The sequence below is a fragment of the Halobacillus aidingensis genome, from assembly GCF_900104185.1.
Classification (GTDB): Bacteria; Bacillota; Bacilli; order Bacillales; family Halobacillaceae; genus Halobacillus; species Halobacillus aidingensis.
The window spans coordinates 63931-84070 of the sequence record NZ_FNIZ01000017.1; the positions used below are offsets into that span (position 1 = coordinate 63931).

General features: G+C 40.5%; 20 protein-coding genes and 1 tRNA gene. 12 read left to right on the forward strand and 9 right to left on the reverse strand.

Annotated elements, in window-relative coordinates; all coding sequences use genetic code 11:
- Positions 1–108: 108 nt before the first annotated feature.
- The 4 genes from BLS23_RS15170 to BLS23_RS15185 all read left to right on the forward strand — a co-directional run bounded on the left by BLS23_RS15170 (position 109) and on the right by BLS23_RS15185 (position 2846).
- Positions 109–654: a hypothetical protein gene (locus BLS23_RS15170; protein WP_244157232.1), complete on the forward strand. Its 546-nt coding sequence runs from the start codon at positions 109–111 to the stop codon at positions 652–654.
- Between the two features lie 354 nt (positions 655–1008).
- Positions 1009–1746 carry a GIY-YIG nuclease family protein gene (locus BLS23_RS15175; protein WP_167356095.1) on the forward strand — a complete coding sequence of 246 codons (738 nt, stop codon included), beginning with the start codon at positions 1009–1011 and terminating at the stop codon, positions 1744–1746.
- A gap of 212 nt (positions 1747–1958) precedes the next feature.
- Positions 1959–2303, forward strand: a complete 345-nt coding sequence (locus tag BLS23_RS15180; protein WP_089653890.1) for a hypothetical protein — start codon at positions 1959–1961, stop codon at positions 2301–2303.
- Positions 2304–2324: 21 nt separating this feature from the next.
- Positions 2325–2846 carry a hypothetical protein gene (locus BLS23_RS15185; RefSeq protein ID WP_143015288.1) on the forward strand — a complete coding sequence of 174 codons (522 nt, stop codon included), beginning with the start codon at positions 2325–2327 and terminating at the stop codon, positions 2844–2846.
- Between the two features lie 173 nt (positions 2847–3019).
- Here BLS23_RS15185 and BLS23_RS15190 read toward each other — a convergent pair whose 3' ends face one another.
- Positions 3020–4906 carry an ATP-dependent nuclease gene (locus BLS23_RS15190; protein ID WP_089653892.1) on the reverse strand — a complete coding sequence of 629 codons (1887 nt, stop codon included), beginning with the start codon at positions 4904–4906 and terminating at the stop codon, positions 3020–3022.
- A gap of 231 nt (positions 4907–5137) precedes the next feature.
- On the opposite strand from BLS23_RS15190, the gene BLS23_RS15195 reads away from it, so the two are divergent.
- Together BLS23_RS15195 and BLS23_RS22060 are read left to right on the forward strand one after the other, a co-directional pair.
- Positions 5138–5210: transfer RNA gene (locus BLS23_RS15195), tRNA-Ala, on the forward strand.
- 191 nt (positions 5211–5401) lie between these two features.
- Complete coding sequence (locus tag BLS23_RS22060; RefSeq protein WP_089653893.1) at positions 5402–7426, forward strand: methyl-accepting chemotaxis protein; 2025 nt, start codon at positions 5402–5404, stop codon at positions 7424–7426.
- A gap of 38 nt (positions 7427–7464) precedes the next feature.
- Here the strand turns inward: BLS23_RS22060 and BLS23_RS15205 are convergent, their stop codons facing one another.
- From BLS23_RS15205 to trpE, 8 genes are all read right to left on the reverse strand, one after another.
- Entirely contained in the window at positions 7465–8877 is a 1413-nt protein-coding gene (locus BLS23_RS15205; RefSeq protein ID WP_089653894.1) for a sodium:solute symporter family protein, read from the reverse strand.
- Between the two features lie 641 nt (positions 8878–9518).
- Entirely contained in the window at positions 9519–10103 is a 585-nt protein-coding gene (locus BLS23_RS15210) for an anthranilate synthase component II (RefSeq protein WP_089653895.1), read from the reverse strand.
- A 30-nt stretch (positions 10104–10133) separates the two neighbouring features.
- Positions 10134–10934, reverse strand: coding sequence for a tryptophan synthase subunit alpha (trpA, locus tag BLS23_RS15215; protein WP_089653896.1), 801 nt, complete (start codon positions 10932–10934; stop codon positions 10134–10136).
- 1 nt (position 10935) lies between these two features.
- The gene (gene trpB, locus BLS23_RS15220; RefSeq protein WP_089653926.1) at positions 10936–12126 is read right to left on the reverse strand and encodes a tryptophan synthase subunit beta; all 1191 of its coding nucleotides are present in this window, start codon (positions 12124–12126) and stop codon (positions 10936–10938) included.
- Positions 12110–12766, reverse strand: a complete 657-nt coding sequence (locus tag BLS23_RS15225; RefSeq protein ID WP_089653897.1) for a phosphoribosylanthranilate isomerase — start codon at positions 12764–12766, stop codon at positions 12110–12112. The genes trpB and BLS23_RS15225 overlap by 17 nt, the downstream gene beginning before the upstream one ends.
- Positions 12763–13527 (reverse strand): indole-3-glycerol phosphate synthase TrpC, encoded by a 765-nt coding sequence (gene trpC / locus BLS23_RS15230; RefSeq protein WP_089653898.1) that lies wholly within the window; start codon positions 13525–13527, stop codon positions 12763–12765. The genes BLS23_RS15225 and trpC overlap by 4 nt, the downstream gene beginning before the upstream one ends.
- On the reverse strand, positions 13520–14542 hold the full coding sequence (trpD, locus tag BLS23_RS15235; protein WP_089653899.1) for an anthranilate phosphoribosyltransferase: 1023 nt from the start codon (positions 14540–14542) through the stop codon (positions 13520–13522). The genes trpC and trpD overlap by 8 nt, the downstream gene beginning before the upstream one ends.
- Entirely contained in the window at positions 14539–16047 is a 1509-nt protein-coding gene (gene trpE / locus BLS23_RS15240) for an anthranilate synthase component I (RefSeq protein WP_089653900.1), read from the reverse strand. Before trpE ends, trpD begins: the two co-directional genes overlap by 4 nt.
- 1018 nt (positions 16048–17065) lie before the next feature.
- Here trpE and sigY point away from each other — a divergent pair.
- From sigY to BLS23_RS15270, 6 genes are read left to right on the forward strand one after another with little or no spacing between them, the layout of a single operon-like run.
- Positions 17066–17584: an RNA polymerase sigma factor SigY gene (gene sigY / locus BLS23_RS15245; protein ID WP_089653901.1), complete on the forward strand. Its 519-nt coding sequence runs from the start codon at positions 17066–17068 to the stop codon at positions 17582–17584.
- Positions 17574–17894 (forward strand): DUF5345 family protein, encoded by a 321-nt coding sequence (locus tag BLS23_RS15250; RefSeq protein WP_089653902.1) that lies wholly within the window; start codon positions 17574–17576, stop codon positions 17892–17894. The genes sigY and BLS23_RS15250 overlap by 11 nt, the downstream gene beginning before the upstream one ends.
- Entirely contained in the window at positions 17891–18115 is a 225-nt protein-coding gene (locus BLS23_RS15255; RefSeq protein ID WP_089653903.1) for a sigma-Y antisigma factor component, read from the forward strand. Before BLS23_RS15250 ends, BLS23_RS15255 begins: the two co-directional genes overlap by 4 nt.
- A 44-nt stretch (positions 18116–18159) precedes the next feature.
- Entirely contained in the window at positions 18160–18381 is a 222-nt protein-coding gene (locus tag BLS23_RS15260; RefSeq protein WP_089653904.1) for a PLD nuclease N-terminal domain-containing protein, read from the forward strand.
- On the forward strand, positions 18378–19298 hold the full coding sequence (locus BLS23_RS15265) for an ABC transporter ATP-binding protein (protein ID WP_089653905.1): 921 nt from the start codon (positions 18378–18380) through the stop codon (positions 19296–19298). Before BLS23_RS15260 ends, BLS23_RS15265 begins: the two co-directional genes overlap by 4 nt.
- Positions 19276–20049, forward strand: coding sequence for an ABC transporter permease (locus BLS23_RS15270; protein WP_089653906.1), 774 nt, complete (start codon positions 19276–19278; stop codon positions 20047–20049). The genes BLS23_RS15265 and BLS23_RS15270 overlap by 23 nt, the downstream gene beginning before the upstream one ends.
- Positions 20050–20140: the final 91 nt, after the last annotated feature.

Genomic DNA, 20140 nt, shown 5'->3' on the forward strand with positions numbered 1-20140 from the left:
ATTACACCTTCAATCTTCAATTTAATACACACTTCAAAGAGTTTACAAAAAATCACTACTATGGGAAAGTTTAATTGTAGTAAGGTTCATGACTATACTTGAAAAGGAGTGATTTTTATAGAAGATTTAATAAAGCTTTTTGAAGAAACCAACAGAAAGTTCTTATATGATCAAGGTGAGTATATAAATAGTCGCGTTTCTGAACGATCCATTTGTGGACAGCTAATGTTGTATCTACATGAAGAGAAGAAAGCATGCTATGACTCGTATATCGTAGATGTAGAATATAATAGGAATTTTGGTAAGAAAGTAAAAACTATTATAGACGATGAAGAGCAAGTGATGAAAATTACTTGTGATATTATCCTTCATAGTAGAGGCTCAAACTTAGAGCAAGATAATCTAATTGCAATTGAAATGAAAAAGTCTAACCGCCCACAAAAAGAAAAAAATAAAGATCGATATAGACTGATGTTGTTAACTAGAGATTCCTTTACTGGTAACGCTTTTAGTTTCGATGGAACCAAACTGCCAGATCATGTTTGTCGTTATAAGTTGGGAATTTTTTATGAGATTGACCTAAAGTCACGAACTGTCAATGTAGAATATTACAAGAAAGGTGAATTACTAAAGAAATATACACAGGAATATTAGTGGTATAAGTTAGTAATAAAAGCTTTGATATAATCAATAAGACAAGTATCATAGGAGTTTTAGGTGCCAAGAACAAAATGATGTGTGAATCATAAAAGGATATATTAGAACTATACAGCGGTGGCTCAGTTTAGTCACCGTTTTTATATCAGTAAAGATGTCTGCTTTCTCCACACTCCTATAAAAACTTGCGATACGAAACCAAAAATAACGATACTATAATCGTGTTTTACCCCTGTATCCCTTTATAGGGCGAAGGAAATTCTTGGTCATAATCAATAGCCTTCATTCAAAATATGCATAATTAGTAGTATGATAAGAATGGGAATAATATATAAGGAGTGTGAAAAAAGTATGGAAAAGTTAGAAATAGACATGAATTTAGCTAAAACATATGATTTATGGAGATCGTTGTTTATTTGGCAGGAGCATTTGTACCCTCGAAAACCTTATGGAAAGAATAAAAAAGGAAAGGTCGGGGGTATTTATGTTATCTATGATAAAAATGATTTCCCAGTTTATGTTGGAAGAACGAATGATTTTTATAACCGAATATATATTGATCGCTTCAAGCATGACTCTGACGATTTATGCAAATATAAGGACTACCTATACAGTGTAAAGTTATTCAAAGTGGAAAGTAAATTAGAAAGGTTAGTATTAGAATACAAATACATAAATGAATTAAAGCCCCCATTCAATACCCAAGATGTTGATTTTGTTGAGAACATAGAGGAATATAGAAAGGAATATATAGAAAAAGCTGACCCAATGATAGATCAAAAGACTGAACATGAAGAAGAAGGAATAGGTATGAAACTTAATCCAGATGAGTACTTACTTTTCAAGAAATGGCGAGAATATGTGGAGGTGAATAATGAAAGTCATGACTATTTTGGGGGTGGTGGTGATATGACGGTAAATTTTTTAGAAGACTGGAAAGATAAACATATGTCTTGTTTTATAAATGAAGTTTCCAAATCTTACAATAAGAATGTTAGTCAAGTGAAAGAAGAGCTCAGAAATTATGTGAGGTTTAATAAATACGACAATAACATATTTGGTCAGTATTGGGATGCTTATCGTATTTAAAAAGCATAGTTCTAATTAATGAAATGTAAGTTTTATTAGAAAAATTAAAAAATACTCTTTAAGTCTATTGTTTTCTATGCTATATTATTAAGTAAGAAATTGTTGAGCGGCAACAGAGAGCTAACAGTTTTGTTTAGGGGAATCCCTAACAAAAACTGGTGGCTCTCTTTTTTTGTTGGATTACCCCAAATAAATATTTTGGAGGTAATAGAATGAGCAGAGGTTTATTATTTGATAATTTGAAGGAAAAACACAGATTAGGTGAAAGCCTCCCGCTATTTAGGGAACTTTCTAGAGAACAAAGGGAAGAAATTTATAACACCCAAAACATTGATGAAATTGCAGAGGTCTTCAACCAAAATGTTAAACGGGTTAAAGATGTATGGCGAGAAGGTATGAAAGCCAATATTACACTTGAATCAAAGAAAAATCTAGTCAATGGTATTGTTAACCAAGCGTGGATGTTACTTTATATACCAGATGATTATAAGGAGTATTATGGTTGGCAACCTTCTGAAGAGGATTTAAGGAAAGTGTTTGATGACACAAAAAAATAATAATGAATGCTGACTTTTTAAGTGAGTACGAAAAAGAATATTTTAAGCTGCATTTACAGAACAGAATTGATGATAGGTTATATGATTAAGTCTCCTTTAACCATCATCGTTCCAAGTAAAGATCCACCCTTTTTAGCTGGAATTTTATATAAACAAAAAATAACAGGAGAAGATACTTTTATGCATAAAGATAATAACCGCAAGCAATTAATCATTAATTTAGAAGGAAACCCACCAAGCTGGGCATACGGGGAAAAAAGCAGGAACATTTGGTATTACGAGAACTCATTGGCAGAACATTGGATTGCCACAGTTGAAGATAACAAAATAAAGATTACAGGATTGGATATAGATTGGCGTGTTATTGAGCTTGATTTAGAAATGGCAAAAAAGGAAAAAGAAAGGTTACGTTCTCAGGTAGAAGCAGACTCTGTTTTGCCTACCGTAGATAAGAACCTTCCGCTCTCTCAAGTTATTTTTAATAAAGGAGAGATGTATTGGTTAATAGGTGTACTGGAAAACGCTATTATTAAATTAGATTAATTTCTATTTTAAAGCGACCTTTTATAATCTAATTTTAAAGGACTTGTCTATTTAAACCATAGAATGGTACAATATTCCTACACCTAGCTTTGGTAGGCAGGGTGGATTACTTTTTTGTTTTGTCGATTAGGTGAAAAACCTCACTCCATAAATTGGAGTGAGGTTTTTCGTTTTCAATTCACTGATTCATAAATTTCAAGCTCTGTCATTTTTTCCTCTCCAAGTATAAAAGAATAAAACCTTAATAAACCATCTTTAAATTCATTGAAATTATTGTTGATTTTCTTTGTAGCTCTCCATGGTTTATCTGATTCCCATTTCTCTAAGAAAATGTGTTCTTCAAAATTCGGATCATGAGTAAGTCTTATATTTTCATGCTGAATAGTCCTTAATATATTTAAATTAGTACCTTCCTCTGCATCTTCACCATCTAAATCATGTATTAAGTATGGTTGTACACCAAAATAAGTTAACACTTCATAGTAAGCTTTTTGTGTTAGTTTTCCATTACATGGAATAACAGTAACCTCTTTAACAGCACTATCTAATTGAGCTGCAATTGCAGGTTTAATTCCTTTCAAAACCTCTGTAATTGCGTGAATACTTGCTGCTTCACAATCCCCCTCTACTAAAACCACTCGTTTCGCAAAAAACGCTTCTAAAGTTGTGGTATTAAAATTTAATAGCATTCTCATTCTATTTCTTCTTTCTTCTGCGTTTTCTCCAGAGTAAATGTTCTCATTAACTTGCAATACTTCTGGATCAGTGCTGTTATCACATTTCAATAGAACAGTACCCTGATGTCTATCAGCTAGATCAATGAAATTCTCCGAATGAGAAGTGCATGCGACCTGCGCAAGAGGATGTCTTGCAATTTGCACTAATGAATCACGCATTTTCCTTTGGTAATGAGGATGCAAATATATCTCAGGTTCTTCTATTAAGAATAAAAAACTCCTTTTCCATTCACTTGTTTCTTCTCGCTCAACTAATGGGTGCTCGGTTAATTGTTCCGCCATTAATTCTAAAAGTGATAGTATTAGTAGTCTTTGAACTCCATGTCCCTGCTGTTTAGGATCAGTGATTAGATCATTATACTTTAACAGGATATTAGAGTTTAAATGTAATTTTTCCATTACCTCTGGTACATCAAAGTCTACATTTACTTCTACGTCCATTATACGTCGTAATTTAGAACTTAAACTATCTTCAAGATTTGCTACTTCTTCATGACGAGTATCATCTTTGAATACGTTTTTTAAAGATTCTAGAGCAGATTTAAAGTTTTGTATTTCTTGCGTTTGACTAAGATGGTGTTCAAATAACGCAGATGTGATTTGGTTAGCAGCAGACTTACTCTTATTAGCGTCTGCTTCATCATCAATTAATTTTACCGCTGGTACATAAACAACCTTTGGTAATACCGATCTTAGTTTTGAAGCAAAACCGTTTGGATTATCCATCCATTCTGGTTCTCCTTCTTGGATAAGAGAAGGTGCATTCATTAAGAGATAATTGACAAATTCATTCTTTTTAGCTTTTGGTATAGTACCAGATATATTGTATTCTTCACAAAAATTATCCCGTTGTGTTATTAATTCTTGTGAAACACCGTCAAATGCTCTACTATTCCAAGTCGCTTCCATATCTAATTCATTTACAAACCGATTAGGAATAAAAACCTTAAATGGTACCTCGTTATCTTTTTCAAGTGGAGAAGACCATATCCTTTTTAATTTTATTTCTTCGTCAAAAATATAAGGTTTGATATAGGAGTTATCTCGGTCTGGTATATTAAAATCACCTAACGTTAGCGAGATCTCCATACATTCTTCTTCATTACAAGGTTCTTCCTTATTAGGAAACAGTTCTAATGATGGAATGTTTGGTATATCTGTTTCAGGAAGAAACAATTTTAATGCTTGAAGAATGGAAGATTTCCCGATATTGTTTTCTCCAATGATAGTAATAAAATTCGAGTTTTCTGGAAATATAATTTTACAAGGCTGAGTAATTCCTATGTTCTTGAAATTTTTCACTGTAAACTCTTTTATCCTCATACACACACTCCATCCAATTATTGGTATATATTAAGGATTTTCCATTAACCTTTAAAAAACCTTCTAATTCACCAATTTTTTTAAATCCATTTCTAAAAAATAATCTTTTTTTAATCTCCTATTGACATTGTTTTCTGACCACATTACAATGAATTGTGTGATAATTTCATGTGAGTAGGTCAACCTCACTATAATATGGTCATATTCCTTATTATGACAGTAAAAACATATGGGGCATTAGCTCAGCTGGGAGAGCGCTTCGCTGGCAGCGAAGAGGTCAGCGGTTCGAGCCCGCTATGCTCCACTACTTTGAGCCACCATTTCCACTACATGAAATGGTGGCTTTTTCTATCCTCACTTTTCATAAACAAAAGAACGCTTCTCTTATAAAATATGTCACTGGCTATTGAAATTCACTTTTACCGTCCGATAAATGTATAGGAACGTTGCTGTTAAGGAACAGCAACGATTTTACATAAGAATCGGAGGTACACCATGTTAAGAAAAAGAAAAAAGAGTAAACAAGGATCCTTTTGGAATCGAACCTTGCAGAGGCAGATTTTGATCCCATTCCTCACTTTGATTACCGCCGCTGGCATCATCATTGGTTATGCGAGCTATACATTCGGCGTTTCCATTACGACCGATGAACTGACCGATAATGTGGAGAAACAAATGAACTCATTAAATGATTCATTCGAATTGTTTTTCCAATCTCAAGAAGACATCGTCAATCATTATTCTCAGGAACAAGCATTCATCAATTATGCTTCTGAAGAAGACCGCGTCATCCGGCGTATGGATGACATCCGCTCTTCCAACGAAATCATTAAAAATGCCTATATGGGCGTCGAAGAATCTGGGGAGACAATTACTGATTCCACATTGACTTTACCATCTGAGTTCGACCCTAGAGAACGCCCTTGGTATAAAGATGCGGTCGCAAACGAAGGCGGTCTTATATGGACAGATCCCTATATGGATACAAATACCAACGAAACGATTATGAGTGTAGCCCGCGCGGTTATGGATGGCAATGAAGTGATGGGCGTATTCTCCATCGACCTTAATATGAACTCGCTTCTTAATCTTGTGGAAGGTGTGAAGATCGCCGATACCGGTTACGCAGCGATTTTTGATGAAAGTGGTACATTTCTTTCCCATCCAGATCCAGATCTTGTAGGTACAGATGTTTCTGAGGAAAGCTACTATCTGAACATTATGGAACAAGAGCAACCTTCAGGTGTCATTACATACGAATATGATGGAAGAGATAAGACATTAGGTTACTCGATCAACGAAACGACTGGTTGGATTATCGTCGGAACAGTAGATAAAGCAGAACTCGAAGAAAAAGGAGCCGCAGTTCTTCTACCGATTGCCATCACCGTTTTAGCCATTTTGATCCTATCCGTGATCGTTTCAGTGCTGATAGCTCGTCGGATTCGCCGGCCAATTACTGATTTACAAAAAAATATGAAGCGTGTCGAAGAAGGCGACTTAACGGTTGACCTCATCCAACACAGAGACGATGAAATTGGACAATTGTCAGCTTCCACACACGAAATGAAAGAAAGCATCAAAAGAATCATCGAACAATTGCAAGAAGCAACAGAAGCTGTTTCTGAACAAAGTAGGGGATTGAAACAATCCGCTGATGAAGTTCGCGAAGGAAGTGAACAAATTGCTTCCACAATGGAAGAACTTTCGGCTGGTTCAGAATCACAAGCGCATAGTTCCTCTCGTTTGTCTGAAATGATGGATTCGTTCGTAAACGAAATCAAGGAAGCCCGCCATAATGGAGAGAACGTTGCAGACTCTTCTCAACAAGTTTTATCCATGACGAATGATGGCAGTGAGATGATGCGGCATTCGGTAAATCAGATGCAGAACATCGACCAGATTGTCAAAGATGCCGTTGAAAAAGTACGTGGTCTAGATCAACAATCCCAAGAAATCTCTAAACTCGTACAAGTGATCCAAGATATTGCAGAGCAAACCAATCTACTATCTTTAAACGCTGCTATTGAAGCTGCTCGTGCTGGAGAACATGGAAAAGGCTTTGCCGTGGTCGCGGACGAAGTACGAAAATTAGCCGAGCAGGTAACCAATTCAGTAGAAGATATCACAGGAATTGTCACAGGCATTCAAAATGAGTCAACGAATGTCGTCACAACACTAAAGCATGGATATGAAGAAGTTGATCAAGGCACAAAACAAATGAAGGTAACTGGAGAAACCTTTGATAAGATTGAAGAATCTGTAACAGATATGGTAGCCAAAAGTCGTGAAATATCCGACAAACTTAAGAAAATTTCTGAGGATAGCTATGAAATGAACGCTTCTATTGAAGAGGTGGCCTCTGTTTCACAAGAATCTGCAGCAGGTGTGGAACAAGTGACAGCCGCTGCCCAACAATCCAACAGCTCTGTGGAAGAGGTTTCTCATAGTGCAGATGAATTATCTTCTCTTTCCAAACAATTAAATGAACAAATTCGCCAGTTTAAAGTAAAAGAGTAAACAAAAAATCCTCCCGTGTACCGGGAGGATTTCTTAAATTATGAAGCTTTTGTAGCCTTTACAGCTTGAGATCCAGATGTCGTCATTAACGTTGCAACAATCAAGACAATAACCGCCACAGGCACAGCAACGACTACACTGTTCACTTCGAACGGCTGCCCTAGAACGATTTCCCATGTCAATGTTGCCACCACACCAGCGATCATGGACGATACACCACCGACCGCATTGACGCGCTTCCAGAAGAATACGGCCAGTACAGCAGGAGTCAAGCCAGCGCCATAAACTGTATATGCATACATTTGCACACTTAATACTGTTGGGAAATAACTGATAATTACAAAGGCAAAGACACCCAAGGCCACAATGAATATTCTTGTCATAGCAAGAAGCTTTTTGTCAGAAGCATCTTTATTCACATATTTACCATAAAGGTCATAAGTCAAGTTCGTAGCTGCAGACAGCAAGTAAGAGTTCCCTGTCGTAATGATGAAGGAAGCTGCTGCTGCAAGCAAAATACCACCGATAGCGACCGGCATTGCTACTGTAGTAGCCATCAATGCCATTCCTGGGTCGATATCCGGGAATAAGGAGCGGGAGGCAAAGGCGATTAATGAAATAGATGGTGAAATGACGATCATCGCAATCAGCCAGCCCATTTGCGCACGCTTCGCAGATTTATCTCCTTTGGAAGATGCAAGACGCTGATACATGTTTTGGTCACCAAGTAATAAGAACAAAGAAGGCATCAGATAACCGATCATTTGAATCGTCGTCAAACCACCGGTAGCACTCATGTGGGACTCGGGAACATTAGCGACGATTTCGCTCCATCCGCCTGCAACCATAATGATTGTAGGGACAGTAATGATCAAACCTCCCACCATCAAAAATCCGCTGATGGCGTCCGTTTGAGAAACCGAACGAAGTCCACCGATCATTGCTAGGAAGATGATCATGGCAGCACCAATCATCGTACCTGCTTGAACAGTCATACCTGTTGTCAAATTAAGAATAAATCCAAAGCCTTTCATCTGATAAGAGACGATACCGACATAAGCAAGAATGATAATAACACTCGCAATGTTACGGGATGTACGCCCATATTTCGACTCTAAAATACCGGCAACGGTGAATTTCCCGTGCTCGCGGATTTTAGGTGCGACGACATAAAGAATGATAATACCGACTAACGTTGGGAGCATCATCATCAAAGAAGGAAGAATCCCGTATGAGAAAGCCATTGACGTTTCTCCACCTGAAATACTTCCGCTTCCTGTCCATGTAGCCAGAAGCGTTCCCATCAATACAAAAGGTCCTAGACTCTTACCGGCTAATACGAAATCTTCACTGCCGGCTACTTTTTTCGACATGAATATACCAATGCCGACCATTAATATTCCATAGATTGCTATAAACCATAACAAAGTTGGATCTTGTTGCAGTTCCATAACTACTAAATCATCTCCTGATGTTTTTTGTTGGCTGGTTCTTGTTGAGCTGTTCTAATAAAAACATCGGCCGATGATGTGAAATCGCTCTTTGAACACAACGATAATAAAACTAACATAGATTTTAATTTTGTGAAAATGGCAATTCAATAAGTGAAAAAGGGCTATTCCATGCATTTTTAGAGGATTCCATTTTTTCACATACCTTTATGAAAGCGATAACCACAACCTTTCCAAGAATTGCTTTATTCTTACGAAATTTCTGTTAAATAAGCAATTATCCGACAGAATTTTGTAGTAAAATTAGTTCTAAATACCTAATTAAAAACTGGAATACTATGATATCGAATAGAAAAAAGGATACCCGCCCCCCCTTCTACTTTTAAAACCTACTAAATATTTAAATCAGAGAGTTTTGATATTATGAATACTTTTATCAACGATTTAGATGAGTTTCTCAGCACGCCGATCATATAGGTCTCCAGCGCTCCACGGAAGCATTCATTCCCCATCTTCAAATGCATGAAGATATAAGAAACCCCAAAGTTTAAAAGCGAATAGGGAGTTATAGTTTATTATGTTAAAAAAGCTGGCACCCTTTGTAGGTACCAGCTTTTTCATTCTGCTATATTAATGTCATATTAAGGGGTGAAAGCCTTCACACGGTTTTGGATGACATTTTTTAATAATTGTTTCCCTTCCCCTGTACCAATAGACTCCGGATGGAATTGTACCCCTTCAATAGGGAATTCGAGGTGACGGATGCCCATCAATTCCCCTTCGACTGTTGAAGCCGTTACTTCAAAACACTCCGGTAAATCTGAGAGCTCTACGATCAGCGAATGATAGCGCATCGCCTCCATCGGGTTGCTTACCCCTTCGTAAATCCCTTTTCCATCATGGAAAATGCGTGATGATTTTCCGTGCATCAGTTTCTCCGAGCGCACGACACTTCCACCGAACACTTGAGCAATGGCCTGATGACCAAGACAAACACCGAAAATGGGAATGTCTCCTTTAAAACGGTCGATGACTTCCAGGGTCATCGGTGTTTCATCTGGAGAACACGGGCCGGGCGAGAGAAAAATCAAATCCGGGCTCAGCTCTGTAATTTCATCTATTCCTACTTCATCATTTCTCTTCACTATGACTTCTTCTCCAAGCTCTCCAAGATACTGGACGAGATTGTAGGTGAAAGAGTCATAGTGGTCGATCATATAGATCACTCTGCTCCACTCCTCTCAGCTCTTTCAAACTTACTGAACGAGTGCTCTGATTTCTTTGGTGAAATGTTTGAGAGCTTCGTCCATTCTACCTTTTTCAATATTTTCTATCTCTGCTTCTATCAAACGAATGATTTTACTTCCAATGATGACGCCGTCTGCGTGATTTCTTACAAGTTGGACATGATCATTCGTTGAGATACCGAATCCGACAGCGACTGGAACTTGACTGTACTGTCTCACTTTTTCAATGAATGCCAAAGCTTCGGCAGACATTTCTTTTCGCTCTCCTGTTACTCCCAGTGAAGAAACACAATATAGAAAACCTTTCGCATGTTCCGCAATCTGCTTGATCCTTTGATCTGAGTTAGGCGCCACAAGGGAAATGAATTCGATACCTTTTTCTTCTGACCGGTTGCGAATTTCCTCACTTTCTTCAAATGGCAAGTCAGGTATAAGAAGCCCCTCTACTCCATTTTCTCCTAAGAGTTGAAAGAATTCCTCATGACCAATTTGAAGGACAGGGTTATAATAAGTGAAAATCACAACTGGAATTTCAAGTCCATGCTCTCTTAACTTCGGAACAAGCTCAATGGCTTTACGTAAAGACATCCCTGACTTCAATGCACGTTGCGCTGCTCTTTGTATGGTCGGTCCGTCCGCAAGTGGATCCGAATAAGGGACGCCCAATTCTAAAACGTCTGCACCTTCTTCCTGCAAACGTAAAGCGAATTGAATCGTCAGCTCCGGACTTGGATCCCCGGCTACAATGAATGGGATAAACAGGTCTTCCGTTTTCGTTAGTTTCCCTTGAAATGATGTCTTCGTCAGCATGTCAAACCTCCTCCTGGAAATGTTCCATTAATGTTGCCATGTCTTTATCTCCACGACCGGAAAGATTGATTAAAATCGTTTCATTTTGGCTCATTTGAGGTGCTTCTTTAAATGCTTGAGCAAGGGCGTGGGCACTCTCAATCGCCGGAATGATCCCCTCCATCTGTGTCAGAAGCTTCAATGCATCAAGCGCTTCTTTATCTGTGATGGCTTCATAGCGTACTTGTTTCGTCTGGAATAAATGAGCATGCTCTGGACCGATCCCAGGGTAATCGAGACCTGCAGAAATGGAATAAGGTTCGGTAATTTGTCCATTCTCATCTTGCATGAGATAGGTCATCGATCCGTGAATCACACCAGGGGTTCCTTTTGAAAGCGTCGCTGCATGTTCAGGTGTATCCATCCCTTTCCCGGCAGCCTCTACCCCTATCAATTCACTCGTGTCTCCAAGGAATGGGTAAAAGATTCCCATAGCGTTGCTTCCACCACCTACACAGGCAAAAATACGATCCGGAAGTTCCTTCTCCACCTCTAAAAACTGGCGTTTAGATTCGTCCCCAATAATTCGCTGGAAATCCCGAACCATACGTGGGTATGGATGAGGGCCTACGACAGAACCTATTAAATAGAAGTGGTCTTCACAGTTGGCGACCCAATAGCGAATCGCTTCATTTGTCGCATCCTTGAGAGTTCCGTTTCCACTAGAAACCGAAACGACCTCCGCGCCGAGCAGCTTCATCCGGAAAACGTTCAACTCCTGTCTGCGGATATCTTCTTCTCCCATAAACACGATACACTGAAGTCCAAATTTAGCGGCAACCGTAGCTGATGCGACGCCATGCTGTCCCGCTCCTGTCTCCGCAATAATTTTCTCTTTCCCCATCCTTTTAGCCAGCAAAGCCTGACCAATCGCATTGTTAAGCTTGTGTGCCCCTGTATGATTCAAGTCTTCACGTTTCAAATAAATTTTTGCTCCTCCAAGGTGGCCGGTCAATTTGTCTGCATAAGACAAAGAAGTGGGACGGCCTGCGTACTCTTTTAATACATGATGGTACTCCTCTAAAAAGGCCGGATCCGCCATCGCTTGATCAAGCGCTTCTTCCAGCTCCTGCAACGGCCCCATCAGGGTTTCCGGTACATATTTACCGCCAAAATCACCGTAGCGTCCTTTTAAATCAGGAAATACTTGCAACATTTTGCTCCACCTCTTTCATGATTGCTTGAATTTTTCCAATGTCTTTACCGTCCTCAATTTCAATGCCACTGGATAGGTCGATGCCGTCCGGTCGATAATGCAACAACTTTGTAACGTTTTCTGGTTTAATCCCACCTGCAATCAAGCACGGAACACCCTGGTCAAATGATTCTTTCTGATAGGTCGGCACAGACTCCCAGTCGAAGCGTACCCCGGTTCCACCTGAAACACCATCCACTTTGCTGTCTACAATGTATCCATCAGCAACCCCACGGAACACTTCCATTTGTTTAATGCCATCCGATTGATGGTGAACCACTTTCCAGACCGGCAGACCGAACGCTTCTTTGATTCTCAACAACTGAGATACCGTCTCATTTCCATGCAGTTGAATAACATCTAATGGGACAAAATGAAGAATCTCTTCGATTTCCTCAATCGTGGGCTCGATGAAAACCCCGACGATTTTTTGTCTAGGTCGGATTTTTTTCACCCAGCGTCCGACATATTCCGGTCGGACATATCGTTTTGTTCTCCTGACAAATACGAAACCAAGATGGGATGCTTGGGAGGAAGATGTTTTGGCTACATCTGATAAAGATCTGTTCCCACATAATTTTACAATCGGTTCTTTCATCGAACATTCACTCCTTCCAACAACTGACGGACCGCTTCTTTGATGTCTTTCTGGCGCATAAGAGACTCTCCGACTAGTACACCCTCAGCCCCGTAACCAGCTACTTTCTGTAGATCATCATGGGAAGAGATGCCACTTTCTGAAACCAACAAACACTCCTTGGGTGCAAGTTTCGCCATGCGCTCGGTTTGTGAAAGTTTCGTTTCAAACGTATGGAGATTTCGATTATTGATGCCAAGGATTTTCGGTGTAAACTCATTCAGTACTTTTGTTAATGTTTCTTCACTGTGTACTTCAACAAGTACTTCCAATCCAAGTTCGTAGGCTTGAAGATAAAGTTCATGCAACTTCTCCGCTTCCAATGCTTCGCCGATTAACAGAATAGCATCAGCTCCGATGTACGCACTCTCAGCTACTTGTAATGAGTCGATTATAAAGTCTTTACGTAATACAGGAACATCCACCACTTTTTTGATGTTCGTCAAATAATCACGGTGCCCTTGGAAAAAATGTTGATCGGTAAGAACCGAAATGGCTTGCACACCTGCTGCATTATAGTCATGGGCGATGCGGACAGGATTGAAGTCCTCACGTATGATTCCCTTGGATGGAGATGCTTTTTTCACCTCTGCAATCACACCTGCTGCAAATGGTGCGTTCTTCAGAGATTCATAGAGAGAATGATGAGGGAATGACTGCTCTTCTGGTAAATATAATTTTTCGATTTCTTGTTGTTTTACAGCTAAGATGGTTTCAAGCATACTGACGATTCTCCTTTTCATTAACAATCGATTCATAGTACTTGCTTGTGACGCCTTCACTGATCGCCTTTTGAACAAGGTGCACGCCTTCTTGAAGGTCTGCTGCTTTTCCTGCCACGTAAAGCCCAGCCGCCGCATTCAATGTGACAATGGAAGCAGCACTTTCATTTGAACGACCATACAAGACATCCTTAATGATCCTGGCACTTTCTTCTGTTTTAGAAATACGAATGTCTGACAGATTCCCTAAAGGAAGCCCGAAATCTTCAGGTGAAACAGTAAAACGAGTGATTTCCCCATTTTTCAATTCAACGAGATCGCTTTTCCCTGTGACCGTGATCTCATCCAGCCCATCTCTTCCTGTTGCTAAGAGCACGTGGGTGGAGCCTAGTTTCTTCAGTGTCTCTGCCATTTTCTCTGCATAATTCGTATCATAAATGCCGATTAGCTGCCTTTTTGCATTCGCGGGGTTGGACATAGGTCCGAGTAAATTGAAAATGGTACGAAAGCCAAGCTCCTGCCGTGCAGGTCCTGCATGTTTCATAGCTTTATGGTAAAGAGGCGCAAACATGAATGTCATTCCTTTTTGTGATAGTGCCTGCGCTCCTTGTTCTGGAGTTGTGTCAATCGGAACACCTAACTTCTCCAAAACATCGGCACTTCCACTTTTTGAAGAAACTTTGCGATTCCCGTGCTTCGCGACTTTCACGCCCATGCTCGCAAGAACGATGGAAACAGCTGTTGAAATATTAAAGGTAGAAGCACCATCGCCCCCGGTGCCGCATGTATCTACAATGGACGGATCATTCGTATCCATTTTCGTCATGTTTTCACGCATCGCTCGAACGAAACCGGTCATTTCTTCAACGGTTTCTCCTCGGTAACGCATCACACTGAGCATGCTCATCAACTGGCCCGTTGTCGCTTCACCTTTCATAATCCTATCCATCGTTTCAAAAGCTTCCTGTTCCGTCATTTCCTCTCCTGCGACAACTTTACTTAATGTATCTTTCATCTCGTCTCCACTCCTTCTCCACTCTTCTCAAATATCTTCTCAGCTAATTGAATCGTCTTCTTCAATGCACTCGCCTTGCTCAATGTTTCTTGATACTCTGCTTCAGGGTCAGAATCAGCAACGATCCCTGCCCCTGCCTGGATATATAAATCTTTTCCTGTTCTTGTCATCGTTCGGATGGTAATGCAGGAGTCAATGTTTCCATCAAAGCCTAAATATAAAATCCCTCCACCGTAGAGGTTCCGAGGAGTAGGTTCAAGCTCTCTCAAAATCTGCATGGCTCGGACTTTTGGTGCTCCTGATAATGTTCCAGCCGGGAAGGAGGAAATCAAGGCGTCAATAGGAGAAACACTCTCCTTCAATCGACCGGTCACTTTACTGATGATGTGCATGACTTTCGAAAAACGTCCGATGGTCATATATTCACTTACCTGTACGGTTCCATATTCAGCTACGCGGCCAATATCATTCCGTGCTAGATCCACGAGCATGCGGTGTTCCGCTAACTCTTTCTCATCCTGCAAGAGTTCTTCAGCAAGAGCGTCATCTTCTTCTTTGGTTCGTCCTCTTTTCCTCGTTCCAGCTATGGGATGGATTTCAAGGTTACGGTCACGCACCTCAAGGAGTCGTTCAGGAGAACTTCCGATGACTTCCACTTCATCCATTTTCAAATAAAACATATATGGAGAAGGGTTCACTCTCCGTAACACCCGGTAAAGTTCAAAGCCGCTTCGGTCCGTTACTGTATGAAAACGTTGAGATAATACCGCTTGAAAAATATCTCCGGCATGGATATACTCTTTGATTTTTCCCACATCAGTTTTGAATTTTTCTGGTTCATAATTGCTGTCTAACTGGAAGGATTCATTATCCGTTTCATTTTCAATCAGCATTAAATCAGGAAGTGTGTGGGCCTTCTGCAGCTGGTTTGTAATGGATTTGATCCGCTTTTTCGTTTCAGAATAAATTTCTTCTAGTGGGCGATCCGATTCTTTTCTAGCAAAGGATAGAATCGTCGTTTCTTTTGTCTTATGATGGTAAGCAATTAACGTCTTGCAGAAAAGCAGATGATAATTAGCCAGATTCAACTCATCCGTCATGGCTCTCTCTACAGGCTCATAATCTGAAATGGCATCATAGCTGATATATCCGACCCCTCCTCCTTTAAACGGAAGGTCGATGGGAGGCTGTTTCACATCAAGCTTTGCAAGTACTTTCTCATAAGCAGACTTGAAGTCTTCAGAATACGTGATCTCATTCTGGTCAAAGTCCTTGATTTGGAACTGCTGCTTATCCTCTTTGATTTGAACCATAGGATCAAGACCAAGGAAGGAATAATTCGACCATGGCGATTCAGGATCCTGGCTTTCCAACATGTACACAGCTTCATGATTCAGTGCATGAAACATGTGAATCGGTGTTAACGTATCCGTATAAAACGATTGTGTAATTGGGATGGTCTGATGCTCTTCAGCATCGCTTTGAAATGTTTCAAAAGTGGTCATAAAGGCTCACCTCTCCATTAAAATCATGGAGAATGAGACGTTGAGGGATGAAAACGAGTGGATAGAAAAGGGGTGAAAATTGGCCAGGCAATCCGTCGGCTCCTTACGTCCGAAGATTCCTCGCTCACTCAGCTCAGCTCATCCTATGCCTCAACTCAACTCATTCTCTACTCAACTTGCTTATTTCGACTTTGTAATAAAGCCACTTTTTAAATATCTTTCCAATAGTCTATAAAATTCAGATAATAAAGTCAACCAGTCTGTTCCAATAATTCTTAAGCCATGAATCTCAGTGGAATTCCAAATAAGCTTCGTATTCTTGAAGACTCAGTTTCGAGACTTTTGTAGAGTGGATGGGGCTGCGGGGAATGGCTCGCTTTCCGCGGGAGCGCGGTGAGCACATTCCGTGCAGCCTTAAGGGCAGCCTTGCCTAGTTGAAATAATGAATGACAATTCCTGGCCATGGATACGGGGTCAGGGAAACGACGATTTGCGGTGTTTTGGATCAGTCAGTAGAAAAACACACACGTTCGTGTCTCCATTCGCTTTTCATGCGGACGTTTCCCAGACCCTGTTCCCACACCTTATTCGTGCAGAATCTATGGTTAAAACGACTCTATAACGGCGTGGGTGAGCAGGTCTTTCATTACCGAACTTGGCAGGTTACTACTAGAGCGATTTCGAGAACCTCATATGGTAAAGGGGCGGAGGGAAACGGTGAGACTCCTGTGGGAAGTGCGTGGTAGATGAGACCCCGCAGAGCGTTAGCTCGAGGAGGCTCATCACTCGCCCACGGAAAGCGAACCTTTTCCCGTAGCCCCTAGAATCCCACAAACATCTCGAAATCAAGTCTTCCACAATCCTGCCATATAGTGAAATAACTTCCTTCAGGTCATTTTCAGAGACCTTTAGTAACAATTATGATGAAAAAGAGGAAAATAGAAATTTTTTAATGTTCATTTGAACGAAACAACGAAAACTTACGTCTTATAGTCAGGGAACGAAATGAGGGATGTTTATGGATTCGGATCTCATCAGGAGAGCACAAGATGGTAATGAACAGGCGCTTGCTGAACTCCTGAAAAAACACTATAGCTTCATCGTTAAATATGTATGGAAAATGAGCGGGGATGAACAATTGGCTTATGATGTGACACAGGACGTACTAATCAAGGCTATCCAGAAAATCAACCAGTTTAATCATCGATCCAAGTTTTCTACTTGGCTGATCCAAATGGCTACACACACATACTTGGACTACAAACGAAAGCAAAAAAAGAAAAAGGAACTGGATGAGAAACTGCGAAAAGAATTTCCCCACTCCCCTGTTTCTTTTCCGAGTGATTGGCATGAAGTCCAGGAGGCCTTATGGAAACTTGAGGACGAACATCGAATCCCACTCGTCTTGAAGCATTATTACGGCTATGACTATAAAGATATTGCAAAAATGACCAAGGTGAAAGTAGGGACAGTGAAATCCAGGGTCCATTATGGGCTGGAGAATTTACGAAAGGAGCTGAGAACGGATGACAGATGAAAAGACACCAAAAAAACTGGAAGAAAGGCTTCAGGAAGCAGCCCGGCACACAGAAGAACAAATGGAACTAACTGAACCTTCCCTCTCCTACTTCGAGAATCTTATCGAAGAACAGACAGCCCTCTGGTACCGGCGACTGTGGTTTGAATTGACTTGTTTATGGGGGATGGCGTTCATTTTTATTTCTTTCCTTATTTTCAGCTTTTTCTATGTCCCTCTTTTGTTTGTTTTTGCACAAATCACTTCAATTATCATTTTAATCCGCTACTTCTATAAAGAACGCTATGAAATGGTGGAGATGCGACAATGAAACATTACGGACCTGAAGAAATGCCTATATGGGGATGGCTTCTCGTTGTTCTCATTCTCATGACACAAAGTTCTATTCTTTTTATTAAAGCTAGAAAGATCGGAAAAGCACCATGGTTGTGGGGAATCGTAGGGCTGATTCAATTCCCTGTACCAAGCATCATCTTTTTCATCTTATGGAAAACAGTTTGGAAGAGAAAAAAAACGGTGACGAAATCATAAAATTTTCTAAAGGCAGAACAAAGACCTTATAAGGAGGTGATGTCATGTTACTCACTCAAAATGTTTTGGATATCATTAACGAGAATATAGCGATCATCGCTCCCCTGCTCATCATCCAACTGGTTTTAATGATTACAGCTCTTGTAAGTTTATTTCGTGCAGAGACTACAAATGGCCCAAAATGGATGTGGGCGCTTATCATCTTATTCATCAACACGATCGGCCCCATCGCTTATTTTATTTTCGGAAGGAGTCATGAGTCTTGATTCAACTGAAAAATTTAACGAAAACATTTGATAAACAATATGCAGTGAAGAACATCACATTCAATTTGCCATCAGGGAAATGCGTCGCTTTGCTCGGCCCCAATGGTGCAGGGAAAACCACCACATTAAAAATGATCGCAGGGCTCATGCACCCCACCTCCGGCCAAGTGGAACTCGCGAATGGAGTAAAAGGAGATATTCGCAAATACATCGGTTACTTGCCTCAACATCCGCAGTTTCACAGTTGGATGACTGGTATGGAATTCCTTCACTACGTCGCCCGTCTTTCCCATATCCCTAAGCATGAATCTCAAAAACTAGCGGAACAGTTGCTGGATCGTGTCGGGATCGCGGATGCCAAGAATCGAAAAATATCGAAGTACTCCGGCGGGATGAAGCAAAGACTCGGGATTGCACAAGCCATGATCCACAAGCCGAGCGTTCTCCTGCTTGATGAACCGGTCTCCGCCTTAGATCCAATTGGCCGGAGAGATGTACTAAACTTGATGGAAGAGTTGAAGCAAGAAACTACGTTGCTTTATTCTACACATATCTTAGGTGATGCGGAGGAGGCCAGTGATGAAATCCTCCTCATGCACAAAGGAGCTATTGTAGAATCAGGCTCTCTTCAAGACGTCAAAGAACGACATCAGGTAGATAAGATCACTCTACGTTTTGACGGAAACATGAAAGCATACAAAGAAAAAATGGAGGAGTTCCCATTCGTCACCCATACAGATATCCAAAAGCAAAAGATCCATGTTTATGTACAAAATGTGCCTGAAGCTCGAGATGTTCTTTTAGAGCTTGTATCTAAGGAACAATGGCCGCTTCTTTTCTTTGAAGTAGGACAGACGACACTTGAGGATCTATTCATGAAGGTGGTGAACGAGCATGCAATGGCTGACCATCTATAAAAAGGAATGCCTGGAGTCCGCCAGAAATTACAAGTGGGTTTGGGTCCCTCTTGTCTTTATTCTTTTTTGTATCATGGATCCTTTGACAACTTATTACCTCCCTCAAATACTTGAATCTACCGGAGGGCTCCCCGACGGCGCGACCTTTGATATCCCGACTCCGCCGGCGGCCAATGTATTCATGATGAGCATCTCACAAATCAACACACTCGGTGTGCTCGTCATAGCCCTGATTACGATGGGAACAATCGCCGGAGAACGGAAATCAGGGGTGGCCGAGTTGATCCTAGTAAAGCCGGTATCCTATACCGCCTATGTGACTGCCAAATGGGCAGCCCATGTTACGCTTGTTCTTCTTTCTATTTTCGTCGGCTTAATTGCAAGCTGGTATTATGTTCAACTTCTTTTTGGTGACGTATCTTTCATTCACGCATTGAGTACAGCTGGCTTTTACGGCCTGTATATTATCTTCGTCATCAGCATAAGCCTCTTCATGAACACATGGACGAAAACCCCAGGCCTTGTTTTGTTTTTAACGATTAGTATCATCATGATATTAAATTTGGTCACAAGTGTTTTTTCTCACCTTTTGGAATGGAGTCCAACAAACATTACTTCCTATCTCCCTTCCTTACTAAGAACCGGAGAAGTCGGGCAAGACCTTTGGTTAGCAAGTCTATTTACCATTGTTACGATTGTTCTCCTCCTTTTCGGAGCCATTCAAACACTAAAACGAAAAGAGATTGTATAGCCAAAACATACTAGACCAGGTCATCCAAATTATGGATGACCTGGTCTGGTTATTTTTTAGTAATCAAACGTGTGATTTGTTCTTCTTGGTA